This window comes from uncultured Capnocytophaga sp. (assembly GCF_963525585.1).
GTDB lineage: Bacteria > Bacteroidota > Bacteroidia > Flavobacteriales > Flavobacteriaceae > Capnocytophaga.
The window spans coordinates 15,206-38,384 of sequence record NZ_CAURLX010000017.1; the positions used below are offsets into that span (position 1 = coordinate 15,206).

The 23,179-nt window shown below is 40.0% G+C and carries 26 protein-coding genes and 1 tRNA gene; 6 read left to right on the forward strand and 21 right to left on the reverse strand.

Annotation, left to right across the window (positions count from 1 at the left end; all coding sequences use genetic code 11):
- Positions 1-18 precede the first annotated feature (18 nt).
- Genes RYK20_RS05695 through RYK20_RS05715 form a run of 5 tightly spaced genes read right to left on the reverse strand, consistent with a single transcriptional unit; the run spans position 19 to position 5,167 of the window.
- A complete protein-coding gene (locus RYK20_RS05695; RefSeq protein ID WP_314894726.1) occupies positions 19-1,389 on the reverse strand; it encodes an MATE family efflux transporter in 1,371 nt (456 codons plus the stop codon).
- A gap of 13 nt (positions 1,390-1,402) precedes the next feature.
- Positions 1,403-3,010: an Ig-like domain-containing protein gene (locus RYK20_RS05700; protein ID WP_314894727.1), complete on the reverse strand. Its 1,608-nt coding sequence runs from the start codon at positions 3,008-3,010 to the stop codon at positions 1,403-1,405.
- Positions 3,011-3,032: 22 nt separating this feature from the next.
- Positions 3,033-3,875 carry an aminotransferase class IV gene (locus tag RYK20_RS05705; RefSeq protein WP_297978907.1) on the reverse strand — a complete coding sequence of 281 codons (843 nt, stop codon included), beginning with the start codon at positions 3,873-3,875 and terminating at the stop codon, positions 3,033-3,035.
- Entirely contained in the window at positions 3,868-4,422 is a 555-nt protein-coding gene (locus RYK20_RS05710) for an HAD family hydrolase (protein ID WP_297978906.1), read from the reverse strand. Before RYK20_RS05710 ends, RYK20_RS05705 begins: the two co-directional genes overlap by 8 nt.
- The gene (locus RYK20_RS05715) at positions 4,412-5,167 is read right to left on the reverse strand and encodes a DUF2520 domain-containing protein (protein ID WP_314894728.1); all 756 of its coding nucleotides are present in this window, start codon (positions 5,165-5,167) and stop codon (positions 4,412-4,414) included. The genes RYK20_RS05710 and RYK20_RS05715 overlap by 11 nt, the downstream gene beginning before the upstream one ends.
- A 148-nt stretch (positions 5,168-5,315) precedes the next feature.
- Between RYK20_RS05715 and RYK20_RS05720 the strand changes: the two genes are divergently transcribed.
- The 5 genes from RYK20_RS05720 to RYK20_RS05740 are packed head-to-tail and all read left to right on the forward strand — an operon-like array spanning position 5,316 to position 9,812.
- Entirely contained in the window at positions 5,316-5,897 is a 582-nt protein-coding gene (locus RYK20_RS05720; RefSeq protein ID WP_311456892.1) for an ACP phosphodiesterase, read from the forward strand.
- Between the two features lie 2 nt (positions 5,898-5,899).
- Complete coding sequence (folK, locus tag RYK20_RS05725) at positions 5,900-7,009, forward strand: 2-amino-4-hydroxy-6-hydroxymethyldihydropteridine diphosphokinase (protein ID WP_314894729.1); 1,110 nt, start codon at positions 5,900-5,902, stop codon at positions 7,007-7,009.
- Positions 7,010-7,630 carry a 4'-phosphopantetheinyl transferase superfamily protein gene (locus tag RYK20_RS05730; protein ID WP_314894730.1) on the forward strand — a complete coding sequence of 207 codons (621 nt, stop codon included), beginning with the start codon at positions 7,010-7,012 and terminating at the stop codon, positions 7,628-7,630.
- Between the two features lie 39 nt (positions 7,631-7,669).
- Positions 7,670-8,077, forward strand: a complete 408-nt coding sequence (gene ruvX / locus RYK20_RS05735; RefSeq protein ID WP_314894731.1) for a Holliday junction resolvase RuvX — start codon at positions 7,670-7,672, stop codon at positions 8,075-8,077.
- Positions 8,078-8,084: 7 nt separating this feature from the next.
- Entirely contained in the window at positions 8,085-9,812 is a 1,728-nt protein-coding gene (locus tag RYK20_RS05740; protein WP_314894732.1) for a 1-deoxy-D-xylulose-5-phosphate synthase, read from the forward strand.
- 37 nt (positions 9,813-9,849) lie between these two features.
- On the opposite strand, the gene RYK20_RS05745 is transcribed toward RYK20_RS05740, so the two are convergent.
- The 10 genes from RYK20_RS05745 to rpmH form a co-directional block, all read right to left on the reverse strand.
- The gene (locus RYK20_RS05745; RefSeq protein ID WP_314894733.1) at positions 9,850-11,397 is read right to left on the reverse strand and encodes a glycine--tRNA ligase; all 1,548 of its coding nucleotides are present in this window, start codon (positions 11,395-11,397) and stop codon (positions 9,850-9,852) included.
- Positions 11,398-11,465: 68 nt separating this feature from the next.
- Positions 11,466-12,572, reverse strand: coding sequence for a DNA polymerase IV (gene dinB, locus RYK20_RS05750; protein WP_314894734.1), 1,107 nt, complete (start codon positions 12,570-12,572; stop codon positions 11,466-11,468).
- 85 nt (positions 12,573-12,657) lie between these two features.
- Positions 12,658-13,737, reverse strand: coding sequence for an efflux RND transporter periplasmic adaptor subunit (locus RYK20_RS05755; protein WP_314894735.1), 1,080 nt, complete (start codon positions 13,735-13,737; stop codon positions 12,658-12,660).
- Positions 13,738-13,951: 214 nt separating this feature from the next.
- Positions 13,952-14,479: a hypothetical protein gene (locus RYK20_RS05760; RefSeq protein ID WP_314894736.1), complete on the reverse strand. Its 528-nt coding sequence runs from the start codon at positions 14,477-14,479 to the stop codon at positions 13,952-13,954.
- A 13-nt stretch (positions 14,480-14,492) separates the two neighbouring features.
- Positions 14,493-14,969: a hypothetical protein gene (locus tag RYK20_RS05765; protein WP_314894737.1), complete on the reverse strand. Its 477-nt coding sequence runs from the start codon at positions 14,967-14,969 to the stop codon at positions 14,493-14,495.
- A gap of 41 nt (positions 14,970-15,010) precedes the next feature.
- Complete coding sequence (locus RYK20_RS05770) at positions 15,011-15,862, reverse strand: endonuclease (RefSeq protein WP_314894738.1); 852 nt, start codon at positions 15,860-15,862, stop codon at positions 15,011-15,013.
- Between the two features lie 18 nt (positions 15,863-15,880).
- Positions 15,881-17,188 (reverse strand): tRNA lysidine(34) synthetase TilS, encoded by a 1,308-nt coding sequence (tilS, locus tag RYK20_RS05775; RefSeq protein WP_314894739.1) that lies wholly within the window; start codon positions 17,186-17,188, stop codon positions 15,881-15,883.
- Positions 17,189-17,239: 51 nt separating this feature from the next.
- Positions 17,240-17,321, reverse strand: a tRNA-Leu gene (locus RYK20_RS05780).
- A 113-nt stretch (positions 17,322-17,434) separates the two neighbouring features.
- A complete protein-coding gene (locus RYK20_RS05785; RefSeq protein WP_314894740.1) occupies positions 17,435-18,655 on the reverse strand; it encodes a cysteine desulfurase in 1,221 nt (406 codons plus the stop codon).
- Positions 18,656-18,758: 103 nt separating this feature from the next.
- Complete coding sequence (gene rpmH, locus RYK20_RS05790) at positions 18,759-18,917, reverse strand: 50S ribosomal protein L34 (protein ID WP_002669412.1); 159 nt, start codon at positions 18,915-18,917, stop codon at positions 18,759-18,761.
- Between the two features lie 187 nt (positions 18,918-19,104).
- Between rpmH and rsmG the strand changes: the two genes are divergently transcribed.
- Entirely contained in the window at positions 19,105-19,716 is a 612-nt protein-coding gene (rsmG, locus tag RYK20_RS05795; protein ID WP_314894741.1) for a 16S rRNA (guanine(527)-N(7))-methyltransferase RsmG, read from the forward strand.
- Here the strand turns inward: rsmG and RYK20_RS05800 are convergent.
- The 6 genes from RYK20_RS05800 to der all read right to left on the reverse strand — a co-directional run bounded on the left by RYK20_RS05800 (position 19,711) and on the right by der (position 22,892).
- Positions 19,711-20,064, reverse strand: a complete 354-nt coding sequence (locus RYK20_RS05800) for a hypothetical protein (RefSeq protein ID WP_314894742.1) — start codon at positions 20,062-20,064, stop codon at positions 19,711-19,713. The two genes, rsmG and RYK20_RS05800, sit on opposite strands and share 6 nt — an antisense overlap.
- A gap of 44 nt (positions 20,065-20,108) precedes the next feature.
- Complete coding sequence (locus RYK20_RS05805; RefSeq protein ID WP_314894743.1) at positions 20,109-20,573, reverse strand: hypothetical protein; 465 nt, start codon at positions 20,571-20,573, stop codon at positions 20,109-20,111.
- Between the two features lie 8 nt (positions 20,574-20,581).
- Complete coding sequence (locus RYK20_RS05810; protein ID WP_314894744.1) at positions 20,582-20,929, reverse strand: hypothetical protein; 348 nt, start codon at positions 20,927-20,929, stop codon at positions 20,582-20,584.
- 88 nt (positions 20,930-21,017) lie between these two features.
- Positions 21,018-21,314 carry a Txe/YoeB family addiction module toxin gene (locus RYK20_RS05815; protein ID WP_314894745.1) on the reverse strand — a complete coding sequence of 99 codons (297 nt, stop codon included), beginning with the start codon at positions 21,312-21,314 and terminating at the stop codon, positions 21,018-21,020.
- Positions 21,296-21,520, reverse strand: a complete 225-nt coding sequence (locus tag RYK20_RS05820; protein ID WP_314894746.1) for a hypothetical protein — start codon at positions 21,518-21,520, stop codon at positions 21,296-21,298. The genes RYK20_RS05815 and RYK20_RS05820 overlap by 19 nt, the downstream gene beginning before the upstream one ends.
- A 67-nt stretch (positions 21,521-21,587) precedes the next feature.
- A complete protein-coding gene (der, locus tag RYK20_RS05825; protein WP_314894747.1) occupies positions 21,588-22,892 on the reverse strand; it encodes a ribosome biogenesis GTPase Der in 1,305 nt (434 codons plus the stop codon).
- Positions 22,893-23,179: the final 287 nt, after the last annotated feature.

Genomic DNA, 23,179 nt, shown 5'->3' on the forward strand with positions numbered 1-23,179 from the left:
TTGATTTGTTCTTAGTTTTTAGTTTGAATTATTTCTTACAAGTCTGCCTGAGAGTAACAAAAAGCGGACAGTTTGTAGCAATGCCGAAAAAGCCAGCCCTATAAGGAGTCCTATCCAGATACCGGTGGTCTTCAGTGGAGTATGTAGTCCTAAGTAATAGCAAATAGGGAAAGCTATAATCCAATAGGATATAAAAGAGAGTATCATAGGTACTTTGGCATCTTGTAACCCACGTAGTGCCCCCAAAGCAACTGTTTGGATTCCATCTACGATTTGGAAGAGGGCAGCAATTAGTAACAGTTGTGCCGATTCTTCTATCACTAAGCCTATGTTTGTAGCGGTACTAAGCTTCTCAGTGTCCAAAAATAGTTCAGGCAACAGGTAGCGTAACAAACCTATCATTCCACCCAGAATGACTTGAGTCAGTAAGATAAAAAGAAAAATAGAAATAGCCACACGGCGCAAAGAGATATAATCCTCCAAGCCCTTGTAGTTTCCTACGCGTATCATCGCCACTACGCTCATACCATTGGCAATCATAAAGGTAAGGGAAGCTATACTCAGCGCAATTTGGTTAGCAGCTTGGTAGATTTCTCCCAATACCCCGCTGAGCCAAGTGGCGGCAATAAATACCCCTGCTTCAAAGACTACCTGAAGACCTGAAGGAACGCCTATATGGAGGAATTTGCGTATCATCTCTCTGTCTATTTTGGGCATAAGCTTGGTCATATATTGGGTCAAACGGGTATCCTTGTAGAGGATTAGCCAAAGCAAGATAGGCATCACTACACGGGAGGCTAAGGTTCCTACAGCAGCCCCTAATACCCCCATACGAGGGCAACCCCAACTACCATAGATAAAGAGGTAATTTAGGAAAATATTAAGCAGGTTGGCAACTATAGTTACATAGAGCGAATATTGGGTAATGGAAAAGCCATCTGCAAATTGCTTGAGTGCCTGAAAGAACATCATTGGAATGATAGAAACTGCTACCAAATGTACATAAGGTACCGCCAAGGCAATGACTTCTTCCTTCTGCTGGGTGTAGCGCATCAGAGGTTCGGAGAGGAAAAGCCCTGCAAAGATAAGGATACCCAACAGGGTATGGGTAAGGAGCCCATGAGAGAGGATAGACTGGGTCTCGGCTGTATTATGCTTTTTTACCGATTCGGCGGTAAGGGTGGTAATTACAGTGGAAAAACCAATTCCAAAGGACATCAGTAAGAATATATAGCTATTACCTAAGGAAGCTGCAGCCAGCTCCAAGGTACCTACCTTGCCTACCATAGCCGTATCAATCACTCCTACAAGTGTGTGTCCTAGCATAGAGAGAATGATAGGGGTAGCTAAGCGGAGGTTATAAGCGAATTCTTGAGTGTATTTTTTCATTATTCTAAGGAATTTATGGATTTTCAAAGGTGATTTCTTGTTCTATTTCCCAATTGGCACGTAATTCTATTTCTTTAGCGAAATAACGGATGTTCTCAGGTTGCTTTTTTAGTAAAAAATTCCCTGTATCCCATTTTTTGTTTCTGTTTTTGTCTTCAATAATTCGTAATAAATAGGTGTCTGCCTTTATAAAAGGAAAAGAATAGGAAGAAGAAGGCTGTTCTACATACTGACTGTAGAGTACTTTATTACCTCCTTTGTCTGTAAGTTCTATAATAATAGGAAAGGACAATGAATCCTTAATAGAAATGTTCAGTTTAGCAAAATCTTCCACACGCTTGGCGGTAAAACTCTCCTGTAAGGTGTCGCTTTTCTGTTCATAGAAGTTTGTAAAAGCACCTAAAGCAGTTAGTTTGTACCTTTCTCCTTCTTTAACAGGGATTTTTAGTAATACTTCAGAAGTATTAGGTATAAAATTAGCCGAAAAATCTACCTGAGAGCTATCTTTGTTGATGATATGAATAGATTTTTTGTCAAAAGAAGCGATAGGGATATTGGAAGAGAATAGAATTTCCTGTTCTGTGGGGGAGATACTATTCTGAGAAGTCTTAATTTCCCATTTTTCTTCTTTCATTTTCCTAAAATTAATTTTGAAAGTATCTATTTTACTACTTTTTACTATTAGTTTTAAGGAATCTTCTATTTTAGGTTTAAACCAGAGCCATAGAGTATCTTTTTTAGGGTCTTTCTCCACTACCCATTTAAAATGGTTAGGCAAGGGCTCTATAGGCGTTACCTGTAAGCTATCTTTAGTTCCTTGGTAGCCTATGCTGACACGTTGTTGTCCGGATTGGAAAGGTCGAGAGGCGACAGTACGAGGCACTTCCTTGAATAAGGAAAGCTTAAAAGTACTATCTGTAGGAATGGTTATGGATTGCTTGTGGAAGCCTATTTTATCAGTTTTAGGGTCAAAGAGGTAGTTATTATCCTTATCCTTCATAGCCACCAAGAGATAAGATCCTGCCTTAAGGTGGGTTAATTCAAAAGTAGTTAAGCTATCCAGCGTATTGACCACATACATAGGTTTTTGCTTATATACAATGGAATCAGAGAATTTCTCATTTTTCTCATAGAGCATCACATTCACATAGTTATCAGGCTTTAGGGCAAGAGCATCCTTAATACTTCCCTTTAGGGTAAGAGAATCAATGCTACTTCCAGTAGAGAAAGTATAGGTGTAGAAGCTCAGAGGGTTTCCCTCATTATTATCTTGAATACTTTTACCAAAGTTAAGGGTATAGGTAGTATTGGGCTTGAGGGTGTCCAAAATCCTGATATCTATATATTTGGCGGCGTTTCCTGAAGGGGTAATTTCAGGAAAATACTCCATAGGAGGAGAGATAATCAGCTGCTTACGAATATCTTTCAGTTGTATGTATTCATCAAAATAAATCCGGATACGATTCCCTGTAAAATGTACAGACTCATTGGCAGGGAGGGTTTTCAGTACTTTTGGAGGAGTTTTGTCCTCAGCTCCCCCTGTAGGAGCTCCTATTCTGGCACAAGCCACCCAGAGAAGGATAGCCAGAAATAAGAGAGGGAAGAAATATCTTTGCTTCATCTTTAAAATATGTGTATATTGCTTATCCTAAGCGAGTTAGGGTATTGAGCTTTCCTAATAAATTGGTAGCCACGATATTGTTATATTCTTTTTTTCTATACTTACTCACCGATTGTATTCCTTGCTTGGTATTGGTAAGGAAGAGCTCATCGGCTTTCTGTAGTTCAAAAGGAGAAATAGGTCTTTCCTCAAGGGAAAAATCACTAGTTTTTTGAATGGCTTCAATGAGCTTTTTCCGTGTGATTCCATTGGGAGCCCCTTCAGATAGGGGAGGAGTGAGAATCTGTTCTCCCTGAACTAAGAATAGGTTCCCATCTAGGAAGCTTACGGCATTCTTATGAGTATTGAGTAGGATACAGTTTTGGTAGTCATTTTCTCTAGCAAAAACACTTCCTACAATCTGTAGCATCCGTCCGGTAATATTCAGAGTTCCTAATAGGTCAGCTTGGGTATAATAGTCCTTGAAAAGCTCTACTTCATAAGGAATCTTGAGGTTTTGGTAAAATAAGTTAGTAATACCTTCTATATCAATGCAATAATCTATCTCATTTTCCTCAGGAGTAAGGCTTATTCCTCCCTTTCGGGTGATAGTGATACGAACCCATAAGGCTTTGGAAGCAAGAGAATTAGCTTGTATAGTTTTAATAATTTCAGCCTCTAGAAATTCCAGCGTGAAGTTACTAGGAATTTCCATTCGAGCAATACGCATTGTAGCCATTAGTCTTAGGTAGTGCTCTTCCCAGAAAAAGATAGTCCCTTCTACATATTTGACAAGTTCAAAAACGCCATCTCCATAGAGGAATCCGCGATTTTTAGCAGATAGAGCAGGGGATGTCTGTTGTATTTCTCCGTTATAGTTAATCATTAGGCATTATTTTTGAGACATTTAACCTTTCTGTAAGTTCAGTCACCCATTTTCCCTGTACTTTTAGCACTTGCTCTATAACTTCCCTTACACAACCTTCCCCACCGTTGAGGTGTGAGATATACTTAGCTACAGCTTTTACCTCAGCGACAGCATCCTGAGGGCAGGTAGGGAGCCCTACTTGTTTCATAGGTCCTACATCCGGAATATCATCACCCATATAGAGGATTTCCTCAGCTTTAATTCCATATTTGGTCATATAATGAGCAAGAGGCTCTACTTTAAGGTGATTTGCCATATAGATGTCGGTAACACCTAATTCGTTGAATCGTAGTCGAGTACCTTCGTTTCTTCCTCCTGTAATAATAGCAACCCTATAGCCTTGTAGAATCGCTTGCTTGATGGCATAACCATCCTTAACATTCATTGATCGCAATAGGTCTCCATCATTGGTAACCAATACCTGACAACCTGTCATTACGCCATCAATATCAAAGATAAAGGTAGTGATGTCCTTTAAGAGTTCTTTGTAATTTTTATTTTCCATAAGTATTTAATATAGAAGTAGATATGTTTTTGTAAATTTCTTTTTCTATTCCTTGTAAAAGAGATAGATGTTTCTCAATAACAGCTCTATCTCCACGCTTAGCAGGGCCTGTTTGTGCCTCAAAGAAAGGTAGCTCTTGAGCCTTGAGATAAGTTTCCTCCAGTAAAGGGCGTAGGAGGTCAAAAGGAATCCTTTCTCGCTTGCAGAGCTGTTCGCTTAGGAACCAAAGGTGATTGGTGAAATTATTAAGCATTACAGCACCTAAGTGTAAGTATTGCCTTTGCTGGCTATCCAAAGAATAATACTTAGGAGAGAACTCCTTAGCCAGCTCGACCAACAAAGGATAGTCCTCTGGATATTCAGCCTCTAAGCAAAAAGGTACTTGCTCAAAAGCAACAGCTTGTTCCTTGGAAAAAGACTGCAGAGGATAGAAAACTCCTCTTCGTTGCCTCTCACTAAGGGTATTCAGAGGCATACTACCGGAGGTATGTACAACCAATCGCCCTTCAAAAGGGAGGCGAGTAGAGAGCTCAGCAATAGCTTCGTCTTTTACACAAAGGAGGTAAATATCCACAGGGAGTAAGTCTTCCAAATGTGCTATCTTCTGAGTGTTAATCGTTGAAAAATGACTGCTCAGAGGGCTTCTGTTATACAGCTGTACAAGGCTGTAATGGGAACTCTTGGAAAGCACCTGTGCTAAATGATAAGCTAGGTTTCCTCCTCCTAGAATGGTTACAGTTCTCATAGGTAACAAACAAACGCCAAAGGTAGTATATTTTTGCAAAAGAAAAAAGATTTATCTTATTTTTTTCTTTTGGAGTAGATTCATTCTGTGAATAGAAATTTGTAAAAAAGCTTTGTTATAACAGAAAAAATCCTTACTTTTGTAGCCAATGAATTTCCTAGCACATATTTTCTTGTCTGGAGAGGAGGATGACCAGCTGAAGCTTGGGAACTTTATGGGAGATACCGTACGAGGCAAGCAATATTTGAATTATCCAGAGCGGGTACAATGTGGGATTCTCTTACACAGGCAGATAGATACATTCACCGATTCACATCCGCTTTTTCGTGAGAGCAAAAGGCGGTTGGTACCCATTTATGGGCATTATGCAGGGGTGATTACAGATATTTTCTATGATTATTTCTTAACCAAGCATTGGGAAAAATTCTCTTCAGAGGATTTGGATAGCTATATTAACCGCTTTTATACACTTTTGCAGGAGAAAAAGGAGGTGCTAAACCCACAAACCCAAACGATTGCTCGCTATATGATACAAGATAATTGGCTCAAAGCCTATCAATCCTATTCAGGACTTGCACAAATTCTCTATCAGATGGATAGACGCACCGAATTTCGCTCCCAGATGCAATATGCAACAGCCTCCTTACAAGCTGACGAATCTCTTTTTGAAGCGGAGTTTCTTCCATTCTTTGAGGAAATACAGAAATTTGTTATTAACCATATAGTTTAAAAATGCTTTTTCTTTCTTTAGGTAGTAATCTTGGTAACCGTGCGCAGTACCTCCAGCACGCTCTTTTCCTGCTTCATCGTGAAGTAGGTGAGGTGGTGAGGGTATCCCCTTTGTACGAGTCCCCTGCTTGGGGGTTTAGCTCCACACCTTTCTATAATATATGTGCAGAGCTCCATACCGACCTACCTTTGGAGACGCTTCTGCCTAAGCTCCATACCATAGAAGCTCGCTTGGGCAGGGTACGTACTGCTACACCCTCTGAGGGCTATAAGGCACGTACTTTGGATATTGATATCCTCTACTATGGTGATAGGGTCGTACAGACCGATACGCTCTGCGTGCCCCATCCTCAGTTGGCATTAAGGCGCTTTGTCCTACAACCCTTAGCCGATATAGCCCCTGACTTTGCAGATCCAGTAAAGAAGCAAACTATCACTGCGCTCCTACAAGCTTGCCCCGATACAGCTATTCTTACCTTGGTAAAGCAGACGTTTGTTCTCCCTGTAAGGAAGGCAAATATCCCTTATCACTATATTACGGTAGAGGGTAATATAGGGGCAGGAAAAACCTCCTTGGCTACTCGTTTGGCAAAGAATTTCTCAGGGCAATTGTTATTGGAGGAGTTTGCTACCAATCCTTTCTTGGAGGATTTTTATAAGGCACCAAAGCAATATGCCTTGGCTACAGAACTGAACTTCCTCAAGGAGCGTTACAAGCAACTCCAGCAGACCCTTACTCAAACTGAGTACCCCCTCTTGGTAGCCGATTATGCTTTTTTCAAATCACTTATTTTTGCCCAAGAAACACTTCCTTTCAAGGAATATACCCTCTATGAGGAACTGTTTCTCCTGCTTTTTGAGAGAATGATAAAGCCTGATTTGTACATTTACCTTCACCAACAGCCGGATATCTTGCTTAAAAACATACAAAAAAGAGGTAGAAGTTTTGAATTGCCTATCTCAAAAGACTATTTGGAGCGTATTGAGCAGAGTTATTTGTCCTTTTTAGAGCGTAATCCCTCGTTACACACCCTTTTTATAGATGTGTCCTATATGGATTTTGTCAATAACGAAGACGATTATCAGTTTATCACCGCCTTAATCACTCAGTAGATGCCTTTTTTTCAGCAGATAGATATCCAAGACGCTCATATTTATATATGGCAACTCACAGAGACGGTAGCTCAACTTAAGGTGGGTCTCACCCTCTCTCAAGGAGAGGAAGAGCGACTCTGTACTCTCCACAGCGAGAAAAAACAACGAGAGTTCTTAGCCATTCGTCACCTATTGCAAGAAGCACAATTGCCTACTAAAGCTCTTTACTATACCTCTGAGGGCAAGCCTCTGTTGGATGGGCAATATATCTCTATCTCTCACAGCCACGATTTTGTGATGATTGCCTTAAGTTTGCGACCTATAGGGATAGATATAGAACGCTGTACCCCTCGCATCCTTCGTCTTGCTCCGCGCTTTACCCCTTGGCAAGCACCTCACGATATGGACGAGCTTACCCAGATACAAGCCTATACGCAACTATGGACAATTAAGGAAGCACTCTATAAGGTTACTGACCTATCCTCGGTACGCTTCTATGAGGATTTGCAAGTACCCCATTTTGAGCCTCTTGCTCCCCACCAACAAGCCCTCGTCACTCACCCTGAAGGGGATAAAGTGTATCAAGTGCAGAGCTTTTTTGGGGAAGGATATGTGTGGACGGTGGCAAGTCAAGAATGAAAAGGAAACAACTCAAAACTCAAAATTAAGAACACAAAAATGCGAATACTTGCTATAGACTATGGTACCAAGCGTTGTGGTATCGCGGTAACAGATGAGCTCAAACTGATTGCCTCGGCACTGGCGACGGTTGAGACACCCCAATTGCTGGATTTCTTACAGAAGTACTGCCAAGCAGAACCTGTGGAGCGCATCATTGTAGGCTTGCCCAAGCAGGTCTCTGGCGAACTCTCTGAGAGTGAAGTGGCTATTGCTCCTTTTATCGAAAAACTCCAAGAGAAGCTCCCTGAGATTCCCGTCTCCCGCTATGATGAGCGCTTTACCTCCAAAATAGCCTCTCATATCCTTGTGGAGAGCGGTACCAAAAAGAAAAAACGACAGGACAAAGCCCTCTTGGATAGGATTAGTGCGACCCTTATCCTACAGGATTATTTAAGTTCCTTATAATAGAAGAATGACTTTACTTGAACAAATATATGCTCCTGCGGATATCCGTCATTTTTCTCTCGCTGAGCTTAAGCAACTAGCGGGGGAGTTGCGCTATTTTATTGTAAATGAGGTGGCTACGAAAGAAGGACATTTGGGAGCTGGATTAGGGGTGGTGGAGCTGACCATTGCCCTGCACTATGTTTTCAATACCCCTGAAGATATCTTGGTCTTTGATGTGGGGCACCAAGCTTATCCACATAAGCTCCTTACAGGCAGGCGCGAACGCTTTGCTACCAATCGCCAATGGGGCGGACTTTCAGGCTTTCCTAAGCGTAAGGAGAGTGAATATGACCCTTTTGGTACAGGACACGCAGGTACATCGCTCTCTGCGGTTTTAGGAATGGCTACAGCGGCTGTTCTTCAGGAAAATTTTCTGCGTAAGCACGTGGCGGTCATTGGAGACGCTTCTTTTGTCAATGGAATGGCTTTTGAGGCACTGAATCAGCTGGGAGATAGCAAGGTGAATATGCTTGTGATACTCAACGATAACCAGATAGGGATAGATCCTTCCACAGGGGCTTTTCGGTATTACTTAGAAAAATTGGCTAAGGGTACTGATAAAGGAAGTTTTTTCACTAATCTACAAATAGAGTATCTGGGTAGTTATGACGGACATTCCTTTGAGGAGTTACTCCCTGTACTGAGTGAGGCAAGGGATTTCTTCGGAGTACAGCTCATACATATACGCACCACCAAAGGCAAGGGCTATCCAAAAGCAGAGGAGCGACAAACCCTTTTTCACGCCCCAGGTAAGTTCGACCCAGCTACAGGGATGCTCCAGCCTAAGCAACTACAACAAACGAAGTTTCAAGATGTTTTTGGTTGTACTCTCTGTGAATTGGCGGAGGCAAACGAGGCGATTATAGGTATTACGCCGGCTATGGTTACAGGGAGTTCGCTCCATTATATGCAGGAGAAATTTCCCACCCGAACCTTTGATGTGGGTATAGCAGAGGAGCACGCTGTTACTTTTGCTGCAGGGCTAGCTACTCAGGGGCTTCTTCCCTTTTTGGTGATTTACTCGACTTTCTTGCAAAGAGGTTATGACCAACTGATTCACGATGTTGCCTTGCAGGAACTTAAGGTCATTTTCTGTATTGACCGAGCTGGACTGGTAGGGGAGGATGGAGCCACCCATCAAGGGGTATTCGATATTGCTTATTTGAGGTGTATTCCTCATATAGAAATTTTTGCTCCTCGTAATGAGATAGAGCTACGTAATATTCTATATACAGCTCAGCTTCCAGAATATGATAGGGCTCTGGCAATACGCTATCCACGAGGGTATGGAGAGCTGACTTCTTGGCAGTTGCCTTTTGAAAAAATACAAAAAAAGGGGGTACAACTCAGGGAAGGTACCCGCTATGCCGTGCTCTCAGTAGGCACTATCGCTGATGAGGTTGCTCAAGAGATAATCCAGCATCCACAGGCGGAGGATTTTGCTCACTATGATATGCGCTGGATTAAGCCCTTGGATGAGGAATTATTACACCATATAATGAGCCAATATGAAGCCATTATCACCGTAGAAGAAGGATGTAAGATAGGAGGCTTTGGAGAGAGCATAGTTGTTTTTGCTAAAGAAAAAGGCTATAACCTTCCGATAAAAATCGTAGCCATAGCCGATGTCTTTATAGAACACGGTTCGCTCGCCTTACAACGAGCTTTTACCGGTCTTACTCATATATTATAATCCTTGTTCCTTCTTTGAGAAGAGAGGCGTGAGAGGATTATTTTTGAAGCTTTCTAAGCCATTGATTCATATCTACTTCTTTAAGAAGGAAGTCTTTTAGAGAGCTTATAGGAAGTCTTTGCTGTTCCATTGTGTCACGGTGACGTATGGTTACAGTACCATCTTCTTTAGACTGATGATCTATCGTGATACAGAAAGGCGTTCCCACAGCATCTTGCCTACGATAACGACGACCTATGGCATCTTTCTCATCGTAAGTAACTGTAAAATCATATTTTAAATCATTGAAGATTTCCAGAGCAAGCTCAGGTAATTCATCCTTCTTAAGCAGAGGTAATATAGCTACTTTGGTAGGAGCCAATACAAAAGGTAAGCGCAGTACTGTACGTGTTTCTCCTCCTTCAAGGGTTTCCTCTTGTAGGCTATGAGAGAAGATAGCTAGGAATAAGCGGTCAAGCCCTACAGATGTTTCTAATACATAAGGAACATAACTTCTATTTTCTTCAGGATCAAAGTATTGTAGTTTTTTTCCTGAATATTTCTCGTGGTTACCTAAGTCAAAATCAGTACGAGAGTGGATACCCTCCAATTCCTTGAACCCAAATGGGAAACGGAATTCTATATCACAAGCAGCATCAGCATAGTGAGCTAATTTTTCGTGAGGATGGAATCGGTAGTTTTCTTCTCCTAATCCTAAGGAAAGATGCCAAGCTAAGCGAGCCTTTTTCCAATGTTCATACCATTCCTGTTGAGTTCCGGGTTTGATGAAGAACTGCATTTCCATTTGTTCGAACTCACGCATACGGAAGATGAACTGACGGGCTACAATCTCATTACGGAAAGCTTTTCCTGTCTGGGCAATCCCAAAAGGAATCTTCATACGTCCGGTCTTCTGAACATTGGAGAAATTAACGAAGATACCCTGTGCAGTCTCTGGGCGTAAATACAAATCCATAGCCCCTTCAGAGGTAGCCCCGAGCTTGGTGCCGAACATCAGGTTGAACTGTTTTACTTCTGTCCAATTTTTAGAACCAGAAATAGGACATACGATTTCCAATTCCTCAATAAGAGCTTTTACATCGGCTAAATCCTCTTTTTCAAGAGATTTACCTAGGCGGTGTAAAATGGCTTCTGCTTTTTCCTTGTATTCAATTACTTTAGGGTTGGTAGAAAGGAATTGTTCTTTATTGAAAGCTTCTCCAAAGCGTTTTTGGGCTTTAGCAACCTCTTTTTCTATTTTTTCCTCTATTTTCGCCACATAATCCTCCACTAAAGTATCGGCACGATAGCGTTTTTTAGAATCTTTGTTGTCAATAAGGGGGTCATTGAAAGCATCTACGTGTCCAGAGGCTTTCCACGTGGTAGGATGCATAAAGATAGCTGCATCTATCCCAACAATATTCTCATTGAGTTGAACCATTGCTTTCCACCAATATTCACGGATATTCTTCTTAAGTTCTACCCCATTCTGAGCATAATCATATACAGCACTAAGCCCATCATAGATTTCACTTGAAGGGAAAATATACCCATATTCTTTAGCGTGGGCAATTACTTTCTTGAAAATTTCTTCTTGATTTGCCATAAGAATCCAAATAAAGGGCAAAAATACTAAAAAATATTTTTATAAATCGTTTTTTAAGAAAAAATAAATTACCGTACAGGGTATTCTTCCCATAGGGGGAAATCAAAGCTTAATTGTACCCATTTGGGCTGAGAACTCTTTTCTTTAGGATGATTGAAATTACTTAAGGTAACTCCCAGGAGCCTTACCGATTCCCGAAGTTCTTCTTGATAGAGTAAGTCTTGAATAACAGGATAAATAACAGAACTTTTCCCTACAAACTCATTAAGAGTACGACTGCGAGTTTGGAGTTTGAAATCTCGATATTTGATTTTTAAAGTAATAGTCTTGGCGAGTAATTTTTTCTTCTCAAGTCGGAGGATCACTTCTTCACAGAGTTCTTTAAGAGGAGCTAGCATATCATTTTTATTAGAAATATCCTCTTCAAAGGTATGTTCTACACCAATGGATTTGGTCAGGCGAAAAGGTTGTACGGGACTTAAGTGTATTCCTCGGGCTATTTGATAGAAATAAGTGCCACTATTACCAAAAAAGGTTTGTAATTCTTCGAGGCTTTTAGCACGGAGGTCAGCTCCCGTGAAGATACCTTTTTGGTGCATTTTTTGGGTAGTAACCTTGCCTATCCCGTAAAATTTCTTGATGTCTAGATTTTCTAGGAAAGAGAGTACCTCATCGGGAGGAACTGTTTTCTGTCCGTTAGGTTTGTTATAGTCACTGGCAATTTTGGCAACAAATTTATTTACAGAGATTCCTGCAGAGGCGGTAAGCCCTGTCCGTTCGAGTATTCTTTGTCGGATTTGCTGAGCAATAAGGGTAGCTGACCGCATATTCTTCTTATTGGTTGTAACATCTAGGTAGGCTTCATCTAGGGAGAGCGTTTCAACCAAATCAGTATATTCAAAGAAAATTTCACGTATAAGAAGAGAAATTTCCCTATAACGGTCAAAACGTGGTTTTATGAAAATGATATGAGGGCAGAGTTCTTTGGCAATTTTACCAGCCATAGCACTTCTGACCCCATAATGACGAGCCTCATAGCTTGCTGCACATACTACCCCTCGGGCTTCTCCTCCTCCTACAGCAATGGGCTTCCCTCGAAGATAGGGATTATCAAGCTGTTCTACAGAGGCGAAGAAAGCATCCATATCAATATGAATAATCTTGCGTTCTAGCATATTCTAAGGCTTATTACGAAAGGAATTGCGTAAAGGATTATCCCTTACGCAATGGATTTTGATTATAAGTAGGTATAGATAATAGCTATTGAACTACTTTGATAGGAGTACCATTGTCTAGGTTAATTTGTCCACTGATGACAACTTCATCACCTAGGGAAAGCCCACTTAAGATTTCTACTTTATCCCCAAAATTACGTCCACTCTTCACTGTAATAAGAGTAGCAACAGGTACTTGTTCCCCCTTTGCATTTGTTTGTTTTTCTATTTTGAAGATTTTATTTTGGTTAACACTTCCTACAAAAGCAGCGTGTGGGACAATAAGTGTTGGTTGCTCTTGTGTATTGGAAGAGAAAGCTACAGAAGCATACATTCCAGCTTTCAGTTTTCTTTCTTTGTTGGCAAGAAGGATTTCCACAGGGAACTTTAAAGATCCATTGGACTTGGGAGAGATGAAAGTGATTTTTCCTTCTACTTCTTCGCTGGAAGAGCTAGGTTTTACTTTAACAGTTTCTCCTACTTTTAGCCTACTTACTTGTGCTTCATCCACAGTAACTTTCAGCTTTAATTGGTCTATATTTACCACGTTAAAGAGCGTTTGTCCGGCTCCTACAAGGGTTCCTTCCTCTACTTCTTTGCTAGAGATAATTCCATTAATTTTACTTTTCACAGAAGTATCTCCTGATATGATCGCCGCAGAATTGTAATTGGCTTGTGCATTTTTCACTTGTAGGCGTGCTTGTTCGAGTTGTTGAGCTGTAACACCTCCTGTTTGGTAAGCACTTTCGAAACGCTTAAGGTCTGCTTTAGCGTTCTCTAGGACAGCCTTAGCATTGTCTAGCTGTACATTGGTACGATCTGCTTTAGTGGTAGCTAACACCTGTCCTGCACGTACAAAATCACCTTCTTTTACAAATATTTTGGTAATCTGTCCTCCTACTTCAGAAGATACATTTAGGTCTTGCTCTGCCACAAAAGTTCCGTTAGCAGAAAAAAGCTCGGATACATTTTCTTGCGATACTTGTGCAACTCTTACGGCTACTTGTGCCTCTTTTTGAGCAACGATAGCTACTTCCTGTGCATTTTTTTCTTTATTGGAATACAATTTGTATGCCATTAGTCCACCTATGGCAAGTACAGCTACTAAAGTGAATACTTTTTTCATTTGTCTTTGTTTATTATATTATTTATACCCTTACAGAGTTGTGAAAAAATGTTAAGCAAACTCTTCTTGGGATTTCTCTTTCAGGGTGCAAAGGTAATATAAAAAACTTAATAAACAAAAAAAGTTTCCATTTTTTACACTATTTTCAATATATTTTTTGTAATATTCTGATTATTAATAAATTGTGTGTTTTTTCTGTATCAAAAAATAATACTTAGTAACCTACAAATGTAAGTGGCTCAAAGGTAGGGGATAGAGGTTCTTGATGGAATTTTAATATGGATTTGTAAGTAGTTTCATCGGTAAGATTAGTAATAAATTCTTGAAAATGATAGCCTGCAAAGTATATTCCTACAGGAAAATGAACCAGATAAATCGGATATTCTCCTTTTTTGGGGTATCTGATGTCCCAAAAGACAATTTCACCATTTTCACTTGCCATAAAAGGCTCCGCATTCAAGAGAAGAGCTAAGTTTTCTTCTTTTTTGAAGAGGGATAAACCTTTATATTGCTGGAAAATATCTTTCCAGTAGCTATTTTGGTTCTCCAAACTGTCACAATAGGGATTATCTTTCCCCTTAGGGATATAAGTTAAGAAGAGCTCCATAAGACGACCAAAGCCCAATTCTTGTGCAAAGTTAAGATAGGAAGGAGGTAAAGCCCAATCATCACTGATATTGGTGATATTCTTATCAGTAAGGCAGAGGGAATCTCCTTTTACCTTTAAAAGTTCTTGATACATAAGTAGTTCATTTTTAAGGGAGCTTAGTAGCTTTCTCAATGTATTTCTTAGCGGCTTGCCTTATCCAACTTTTCTTTTCATTAGCCAAAATATCTTGAACTTTAACCAGATAAGAAAATAATTTTAACTTTTGTAACTCACCAATAGCAAAACCATAGAGAATAGGTTCCTCTAATAGGGCAGATAAGCAATATTCCACCTGAGGTTTGTTCTTGAAATAGCGGAGAAGCATTACAAAACTTTCTCGTCCTCTTCCATACTTCTTCTGGTTAATGATATGTAAAATTTCCTGTAATAAATCCTCAGAAAGGCTAATTCTTGGGGTCTTCTTGAATACTTCCAATACTTCGGAACCCACCATCCATATTTCTCTTTCAAAAGATTTTAAAAGTTTATCATCTTCAGAACGAAAAAACGCTGTATAAATCCTCTCACACAGAGAGGAAAGATAATTGGCAGAGGTAACTTTATCAGGGTTTATTCGGTTCATTATTGTTTTTTAGCAGGAATTTCTTATCCTAAATGGGAGAGCTATTTCCAAGTGTTTTGAGCGGGGTAGCCTTTTACTTCTCCAAAAATTTTGGTAGCCAAATAAGGATTATCTATGAAAGGATTGCGATTTCCTTGTGCTTCCTCAATAACATTGTTACGTTGTAACTCTAGGGAGGATACCTTGTCTTCCGCATTCCATTTCAAGAGAAGCCCAAGCCCCTCAGTAGTTACATTATGCCAAGGTAGGTTATACCGAAGATACATATACATAAGCATTCGGGCTACATCCCCCTTGAATTCATCAGAAGGATACCAAGCCTTCCCCTTAAGGGCGTGTTCCGCCACTCCTTTCCCTTCTGTAAAGGGGAGGTTCCCCCGAGAAGAGTTCACCCCACGGTCTATATAGTGTAGGTGATGAAGGTCTCCGATAGGAATATAATTGTCAGAGAGTTTCCTTAGGTGGCTTTGAGGATAGATGTGTTCTGTATTAATATCACCATTAGTGTTATTACGTTTTTGAACATTTGTTTTTGCTCGTGATTCTCCTGTATAAACGAGGATTACATTTCCTGTTTTTTGAGTATCAGCATTTGCTTTCTCTAAGTGAGGGTGTCTTTCGTTATAACTGAGGATTCTACTATGTTTAGAAATGGTGAGTACAGCTAAATCTTCTTTTAGAGCTTCTCCATTTTTGTTAAAATCAATAGATTGATAATAATATCTCAGTTGGGTAGGGAGTGTTATCTTTTGGAACGTTTTAGGGTGTTCAATAGGGTATTTGTCTCTTGTTTGTTCTATTATGGTTTTTTTGTCAAGAGTATCGGACAGTTTTTCACCACTGCAAGCAATAAAAGCAAGAATAAGGGAAGGAATAAGAAGTAAATCTTTCATTTTGTATATATAAATTAGTTAAATTATAGAAAGGGTAAGTGTGTTAAGGGTCTGTTCAGTGGCGGAAAAACGTTCATCAGAACGCCTACCCACCACCCATAGGATTTGATTTGTGTAATCTGTCAGAATCCATTGGTTTTCCTTGTCATAAAGGGAATATTTTTCATCTTTAAAGTATTTGCTTAGTGTTTTCTTTCTCCCATTCATTCCTTTGGGAGAGAAGCTATCACCTTCTCTACGCTTACGTAGGCACAGAGGGAACTGAATTTTATCCTCATCAAGAGAAATACTATTAGCACCTAATTCTTCCATAGAAATTCCTCTACTTATACTAAGGTTGATAGGAAAAGAGATTCCTGTATCGCTCTTGTGTATATAGAAAATTTCCTCTGAATTGGTAGGTTCCTTGGGTATTAGGAGCCATACCCCTCTATTGGATAACAATCTGTATGAGTTTGAGGAGATTTCTTTTCCTGTGGAGGCTTGCAAAAATCGTTCCAAAATATCAATCTCAAAGCCATAAGGAGAAAGCAGTTCGTGTAATAGAAAGTGTCTGTGAGGGTGTTCCCTAAGGCGTTCTATTAGAAAAGTAATAGGGGATCCCATTATAAAGCACTCTTTTCGATACAAATTTAATTGTTCTTGTAGAAAAGCATAAGTAAGCTGGAGGAGCGATTGTGTTTTTTCAAAATTCTGAAAAAAATGAGGGTGAACCTCAGGTAGGAGAGGGGAGAGGTGATGCCTAATCTTGTTGCGCGTATAAGCATCAGAGCCATTGGAGCTATCTTCTCGCCAAATAATATGGTTTTCTGTGGCAAAAGCAAGAATCTCTTCCCTTGAGAAAGGGAGTAAAGGGCGTAGGATAGCTTCGTTTTGAGCAGGAATTCCTAAAAGTCCTTTCAGTCCTGTCCCCCGAGAGGTATTGATTAAAAAAGTCTCCCAAGAGTCATTGGCTTGGTGAGCGGTGAGAATGTAGTCATAGCCATTCTCTTGGCGTAGCGCCTCAAACCACTCATAACGGAGGATACGAGCAGCAAGCTGAGTATTGAGTCCGTGTAATTTCCCGTATTCTTTTGTGGCAAAACGTTTTATTTCTATAGGAGAGGAGAGTATTTTGGCTAAAGCTTGTACAAAGTGCTGGTCTCCTTCGCTTTCCTCGCCTCTCAATTGAAAATTACAATGAGCCATAAGAAAAGGGATATGTAGCTTGTGGAGCAGGTGTGCCAGAACGACACTATCAATACCCCCACTAATGGCAAGGATAATCTTTTTTTGCCAGAGAAAAGGAAAATTTTGCTGGAGATGATTTTGGAAAGATGCTAACATATGAAATTTCAGTAGTGTAAAAAAGCTCTCAGAACTTATCTGAGAGCTTAGTGCGGGTGATAGGACTCGAACCTACACACCTCACGGCACCAGATCCTAAGTCTGGCGTGTCTACCAATTTCACCACACCCGCGTGTGTTTTTTAGGACAGTGCAAAGGTACAACTATTTTTTGAATTGACAAGCAAAAATCGATTATTTTTTCAATTATTTTTTTATTGTTTGATTGTCAATGAAATACATATGTCTAAAGAAGCATTTTTATAGCTTTCTTGAGTCCTGAAACGAGTCTATCTACTTCTTCTAAGGTATTATAAACAGCAAAACTAGCTCTTATAGTCCCTGGAATATGATAAAAATCCATTACAGGTTGGGCACAATGGTGTCCTGTACGTACAGCGATACCCATTTGGTCAAGGAGGGTTCCTACATCATAAGGGTGCGCTCCCTCTACATTGAAGGAGATAACCCCTGCCTTACGCTCTAAATCATTTGTTCCATAGATAGTGATACCTCCTAAAGCGCGGATTTGTTCGTGAGCATATTTCAGTAAGGTATGTTCGTGATGGGCAATATCAGCCATACCTAAGGAGTGCATATAGTCGATAGCTACTCCATATGCTATCCCTCCACAGATGTTAGGGGTACCTGCTTCTAACTTATAGGGAAGGTCGGCATAGGTTGTTCCTTCAAAGCAGACGGTCTTGATCATATCTCCCCCGCCCTTATAAGGGGGGAGTTTCTGGAGCCATTCTTCCTTTCCATAAAGAAAGCCGATACCTGTAGGGGCGTACATCTTATGTCCTGAAGCCACATAGAAGTCTGCATCTAAATCCTGTACATCAATGGCAAAGTGCGGGCAACTCTGTGCGCCATCTATAAGGGTTACAGCCCCTACGCTATGGGCTAAAGCAATGATTTCTTTGACTGGATGTACATTGCCCAAGGCGTTGGACACGTGCTGACAGCTCACTACCTTGGTACGTTCAGAAAGCATAGCCTTGAAGTCCTCCATAAGGATCATACCTTCCTTATCTACAGGGATAGGACGAACCACTGCGCCTGTATGCTCGGCAAGTAGCTGCCAAGGGACAATATTGCTATGGTGCTCAGTGGTCAGTACCAAGATTTCATCACCCGCCTTTAGAAAAGATGTGAGACAAGTAGCCACTAAGTTGATTCCTTCGGTGGTGCCACTGGTGAAAATCACCTCGTAGGACTTGGCTGCGTTGATGTGCTTTTGGAGTTTCTGACGAGCCACTTCATAGGCTTCAGTAGCCTCTTGGCTGAGGGTATGTACTCCACGATGGATATTGGCATTGTAGGTAGTGTAAAAATGGACAATGCTATCAATGACCTGTTGAGGCTTTTGAGAAGTGGCGCCATTGTCAAAATATACTAAGGGATTTCCCCCTATCTTTCGCTCTAAGATAGGGAAATCACGACGGATTTCTGCAATAGTTTTCATAGAATAAAAGAAAATTAGAGTTCAAAAACGAAAAAAGAACAAAGTAAAAAAGGTGCTATCTCTCTTAAGACGGCACCTTACTTTTTACAGAAAGTTATAAACATTATTTCTTATGTCTTGGTTCAGAGGAAACAGTAAGTTTTTTTCTTCCTTTAGCTCTACGACGTGCCAATACTTTACGCCCGTTTGCCGTGGCCATACGTTCTCTGAAACCGTGTTTATTTCTTCTTTTTCTCTTGGAAGGTTGAAATGTTCTTTTCATCGGATTGAATATTAATATCTTAAATTAAATAATTACTTGCTTTTAGTTTTGTGAAGCTTCCATACAAGAAAGCGGGGCAAAGGTACTATTATTTTTTGGAATGTACAAATATTTTTAAAATCTTTCTTGAAAATTTGTAGGATTGGAAATATTATGCTACTTTTGACCTTTCTAAGGACTTGTCTTTATGGAGTTGTTGCTCAAGTATTTTCCTACTCTTACCCCTACCCAAATTGCTCAATACACTCAGGCAGTAAGCCTATATGAGGAGTGGAATGCGCGTATCAATGTGATTTCCCGCAAGGATATGGAGCATTTTGTCCTTCATCATCTATTACACTCTTTGGGAATAGCCAAGATACATCCTCTTTCGGAAGGACTAAAGGTTTTAGATATGGGTACAGGGGGCGGTTTTCCTGGGATTCCATTGGCGATTCTCTATCCAGAGGTGTCTTTCCACTTAGTAGATTCTATAGGTAAGAAGATAAAGGTGCTGCAGGAAGTAGCTACTGCTTTAGGTCTTACCAATGTTACTTCCCAACAAGCACGCGTAGAGACTCTTGAAGGGCAATATGACTATATCGTAAGCCGTGCTGTGACTCAAATGGCCGACTTCTATAAGCTCACCAAGCATCTGCTCAAGCCTGTAACCCATAAGGGCGATAAGCGAGGGATTCTCTACCTAAAAGGGGGCGATCTTACCGAGGAATTAGCGGCTTTCCCTTCTGCTACTGTTTATAACCTTTCTGAGGTCTTTGAAGAGGATTTTTTTGAGACAAAAAAAGTGGTATATCTATAGTAATACCCATTGCCCCTCTGTGATATAGTACTCCATCCAGTATTTGTTTTCTTTGCTGATTCCTTTTAAAATCAATGTGTTGTCTAAAAAAGTAATTTCTTGTATAAGGTCGAAAACTTCTCGTTGTGCTCCTTCACAAATCACTTCAGTGGGTTTGATATAAGGAGCAGGAGAAAGGAATATTTTTACCAAGAGTTCGCGCCAATTTGTAATAGTTATTTGGATATTCTTCGTATAACTTTGGGTGGGGATATGATATACCTCGTCATAGAGAATAGTTATCTGACTGTCAGTTATGGTCATTTCTCTCACAGGAAGGTCAGCGGTCTCTATTTCAGATAGTTTCATAGGCTGATGTGTTTACCAAATGCTTCTTTTGTAAGGGGCATATTTTATAGTCTTTCATAATATTCGAAAACAAAATACTCTTCATCGGAGAAATAATGTAGTATTTGCTGTGATAGGTTGATATATCCAATATCCAAACCTATATGTTGGCATATCTTTTCATCCAATTCCGATTCAAAAAAAGCCTCTACCCTAAGGAGTTCTATGCAGATACCAAAGTCTAAAAAAGGTAATATAATAATGTCAGAAGGCTTTGTTTGCTTTGTTATCTTCTCAATAATCCAGTTTCTGATACTATATTTGTCATACTTTTCTCCTATACAATATCTATCATTGTATTTTTGGTAATCCTCTTCCGTATAGCGTATATGTTTTGAGATAAAATCATAGAACTCTTGTAGCTTATCCGCAGCAACAACCTCTATAAAGGTACAATCTTTGTGAGATTTGTATTTGGTTTCTATCCTTTCTTTAGCTAATGCTTCTCTCTTGGCTTCTAAAGTATTCATCTTGCTTATTAGGGGACAAATAGTTCATAGAGACATATTCTATACCCATTAGGATCTCTTATATACAGATATTCTCCCACAGGGATATCATAGTCATTTTCTATAGGAATATTATTGGTCAGAAGTTGTTGCTTTATAGAAGCAATCTCTTCTACTTGTATAGAAAATAGCAAGTCTAATGCATCGCCTTCCTTTCTACGAGCAACACTTTCAAGGGTGCTCTCATAGAGGTGTAGGTAGATAAGAGGCTCTCTAAGCAACAAATCTTTGGAAACAACCACAAAGCCCAACTTACTATAGAAATCAATCGTTTGCTCTTTGTCAAAAGTAAGTATAGGAACTACGAATTTAATCATTTTGAGTATCTTTGCTTAAGTTGAAGTTCCTCAATAGTTACTTTCCCTTTTTGTTGTAATAATAAAAAGGGATTTTTAGAACGGGAGATTATTTATCCTCGTAATGACCTAAAAATTGAGAGATGATGACCATTTTTTCATCTTCTATTACTTCATAGACAATTCGGTCTTTTTTATTTAGTGTCCTACTCCATACTTGTCCTTCTTTTCCTTTAAGTTGCTCAGGAGCGCCTACTCCTTTTTCAGGGGTTATTTGAAGTTCCTGAATAATTCTTTCTATTTTCTTTTTTACAGCTGGAGTACCTGACTTATTGATAATCTTTAGATCCTCTAAACCATCCTGAGATATTTGTATGGAAAATAATTCTATTTCGCTTGTGTCCATAAGTTATCAGGAGTTATGGTAGTGAGTAACCCTTTCTCTTTTTCCTCTCGTGCTTTTTTGATTTTTTTAGCAGTAGTTTCTCCATATGCTTTTGTTGTTTTCTCTTGAGAGACTACGGTCATTTTTATTTTGAACTTCTTAAAAAGCGTTTCAAAGATAGAACGCTCTATATCATTATTGAAAGTTATCTGTACAGTATTATTCATAGTTTAAAAATTAAAGTATCTATATTCTAGAGATTGTTATCTTTTTGCTTTAAAACTCAAAAATTCCCTACTTTTCCCTAAAGAAAATATCCAAAGGTACGCCTTCAAAATTGAATTTCTCACGGAGCTTGTTCTCTACAAATCGGCGGTAAGGATCCTTGATATATTGGGGGAGGTTCGCAAAAAAGACAAACTGAGGCAGGTCGGTAGGCAATTGCATACAATACTTGATCTTGATATATTTTCCTTTCGTAGCCGGTGGAGGAGTAGCCTCGATGATGGGGAGCATATATTCATTGAGCACAGAAGTTTTGATACGCTGGCTACGATTTTTATACACCTCTACTGCTTTTTCTATCGCTTTGTAGATACGTTGTTTGGTAAGGGCAGAGATAAAGATAATAGGCACATCGGTAAAAGGGGCGATAATCTTGCGAATCCCCTCCTCAAAGTGCTTGGTGGTATGAGTGTCTTTTTCTACTAAGTCCCATTTGTTGACTAAGATAACCACACCTTTCTTATTACGCTGTGCCAGCCAGAAGATATTAGCATCTTGTCCCTCGAAACCACGGGTAGCGTCTACCAAGAGTAGGCATACATCGGAGTGTTCTATAGCGCGTACTGAACGCATCACCGAGTAGAACTCCAAATCCTCTTTGACCTTTGCCTTACGGCGAATACCAGCGGTATCCACGAGATTAAACTCAAATCCAAAACGATTATAACGAGTGTCAATCGCATCGCGAGTAGTACCCGCTATATCGGTAACAATATAGCGTTCCTCCCCGATAAGGGCATTGATAAAGGACGATTTCCCTGCATTGGGGCGCCCCACTACCGCAAAACGAGGGAGGGTTACTTCCTCCACTTTTTCCTCCTCAGGGAGCACTTTGACCACGGCATCCAAGAGTTCGCCGGTACCACTACCATTGACACTGGAGATAGGAAAAATCTCTTCAAACCCCAAGGCATAGAACTCATTGGCATCCATAGCCCGCTTCGTATTATCTACTTTGTTTACGGCAAGGAATGTAGGTTTTTTGCTACGGCGCAAAAGCTGGGCAATCTCCTCATCGGTGCCCATAATACCGCTTTCCACATCTACTAAAAAGATGATAGCATCAGCCTCTTCTATAGCCAGATTCACCTGCTTATCTATTTCTTTCTGGAACACATCATCGCCTCCTGCTACATAACCTCCTGTATCAATCACCGAGAAATCATGTCCGCTCCAGTCGGTTTTCCCATAATGGCGGTCGCGGGTCACCCCACTGATGCTATCTACGATAGCTTCACGGCGCTGAACAAGACGGTTGAAAAAAGTGGATTTGCCTACATTCGGGCGTCCTACAATAGCTACAATGGTACTCATTGATTTTTATTTTTTTGCAAAGGTAGTCAAAAAAATAAATATAGCAATAAAGTCGTAAGAAATTCTACTTTTTGAGGAAAATTAGTTATATTTGTCGCGTTATAGGAAGTGTATTTTTAAAGCTGATTTTATGAGAAATTTGTTTGTCCTCTTCTTTACTCTTTGCTCTTATATGGGGTTTGCTCAGAGTGATAGTCTTGCTATTACTCCGCCAAGGAGGTATCCACCTTCCTGTGATTGTTTTCAGGGAATGATTGACCTGACCCCAAGGCTGGCTTACACCTATG

Excerpts from the sequence above, each read along its gene's own strand:
- RYK20_RS05695 (WP_314894726.1), bottom strand. The coding sequence starts at position 1,389 with ATGAAAAAATACACTCAAGAATTCGCTTATAACCTCCGCTTAGCTACC.
- RYK20_RS05700 (WP_314894727.1), bottom strand. The coding sequence starts at position 3,010 with ATGAAGCAAAGATATTTCTTCCCTCTCTTATTTCTGGCTATCCTTCTC.
- RYK20_RS05705 (WP_297978907.1), bottom strand. The coding sequence starts at position 3,875 with ATGATTAACTATAACGGAGAAATACAACAGACATCCCCTGCTCTATCT.
- RYK20_RS05710 (WP_297978906.1), bottom strand. The coding sequence starts at position 4,422 with ATGGAAAATAAAAATTACAAAGAACTCTTAAAGGACATCACTACCTTT.
- RYK20_RS05715 (WP_314894728.1), bottom strand. The coding sequence starts at position 5,167 with ATGAGAACTGTAACCATTCTAGGAGGAGGAAACCTAGCTTATCATTTA.
- RYK20_RS05720 (WP_311456892.1), top strand. The coding sequence starts at position 5,316 with ATGAATTTCCTAGCACATATTTTCTTGTCTGGAGAGGAGGATGACCAG.
- folK (WP_314894729.1), top strand. The coding sequence starts at position 5,900 with ATGCTTTTTCTTTCTTTAGGTAGTAATCTTGGTAACCGTGCGCAGTAC.
- RYK20_RS05730 (WP_314894730.1), top strand. The coding sequence starts at position 7,010 with ATGCCTTTTTTTCAGCAGATAGATATCCAAGACGCTCATATTTATATA.
- ruvX (WP_314894731.1), top strand. The coding sequence starts at position 7,670 with ATGCGAATACTTGCTATAGACTATGGTACCAAGCGTTGTGGTATCGCG.
- RYK20_RS05740 (WP_314894732.1), top strand. The coding sequence starts at position 8,085 with ATGACTTTACTTGAACAAATATATGCTCCTGCGGATATCCGTCATTTT.
- RYK20_RS05745 (WP_314894733.1), bottom strand. The coding sequence starts at position 11,397 with ATGGCAAATCAAGAAGAAATTTTCAAGAAAGTAATTGCCCACGCTAAA.
- dinB (WP_314894734.1), bottom strand. The coding sequence starts at position 12,572 with ATGCTAGAACGCAAGATTATTCATATTGATATGGATGCTTTCTTCGCC.
- RYK20_RS05755 (WP_314894735.1), bottom strand. The coding sequence starts at position 13,737 with ATGAAAAAAGTATTCACTTTAGTAGCTGTACTTGCCATAGGTGGACTA.
- RYK20_RS05760 (WP_314894736.1), bottom strand. The coding sequence starts at position 14,479 with ATGTATCAAGAACTTTTAAAGGTAAAAGGAGATTCCCTCTGCCTTACT.
- RYK20_RS05765 (WP_314894737.1), bottom strand. The coding sequence starts at position 14,969 with ATGAACCGAATAAACCCTGATAAAGTTACCTCTGCCAATTATCTTTCC.
- RYK20_RS05770 (WP_314894738.1), bottom strand. The coding sequence starts at position 15,862 with ATGAAAGATTTACTTCTTATTCCTTCCCTTATTCTTGCTTTTATTGCT.
- tilS (WP_314894739.1), bottom strand. The coding sequence starts at position 17,188 with ATGTTAGCATCTTTCCAAAATCATCTCCAGCAAAATTTTCCTTTTCTC.
- RYK20_RS05785 (WP_314894740.1), bottom strand. The coding sequence starts at position 18,655 with ATGAAAACTATTGCAGAAATCCGTCGTGATTTCCCTATCTTAGAGCGA.
- rpmH (WP_002669412.1), bottom strand. The coding sequence starts at position 18,917 with ATGAAAAGAACATTTCAACCTTCCAAGAGAAAAAGAAGAAATAAACAC.
- rsmG (WP_314894741.1), top strand. The coding sequence starts at position 19,105 with ATGGAGTTGTTGCTCAAGTATTTTCCTACTCTTACCCCTACCCAAATT.
- RYK20_RS05800 (WP_314894742.1), bottom strand. The coding sequence starts at position 20,064 with ATGAAACTATCTGAAATAGAGACCGCTGACCTTCCTGTGAGAGAAATG.
- RYK20_RS05805 (WP_314894743.1), bottom strand. The coding sequence starts at position 20,573 with ATGAATACTTTAGAAGCCAAGAGAGAAGCATTAGCTAAAGAAAGGATA.
- RYK20_RS05810 (WP_314894744.1), bottom strand. The coding sequence starts at position 20,929 with ATGATTAAATTCGTAGTTCCTATACTTACTTTTGACAAAGAGCAAACG.
- RYK20_RS05815 (WP_314894745.1), bottom strand. The coding sequence starts at position 21,314 with ATGGACACAAGCGAAATAGAATTATTTTCCATACAAATATCTCAGGAT.
- RYK20_RS05820 (WP_314894746.1), bottom strand. The coding sequence starts at position 21,520 with ATGAATAATACTGTACAGATAACTTTCAATAATGATATAGAGCGTTCT.
- der (WP_314894747.1), bottom strand. The coding sequence starts at position 22,892 with ATGAGTACCATTGTAGCTATTGTAGGACGCCCGAATGTAGGCAAATCC.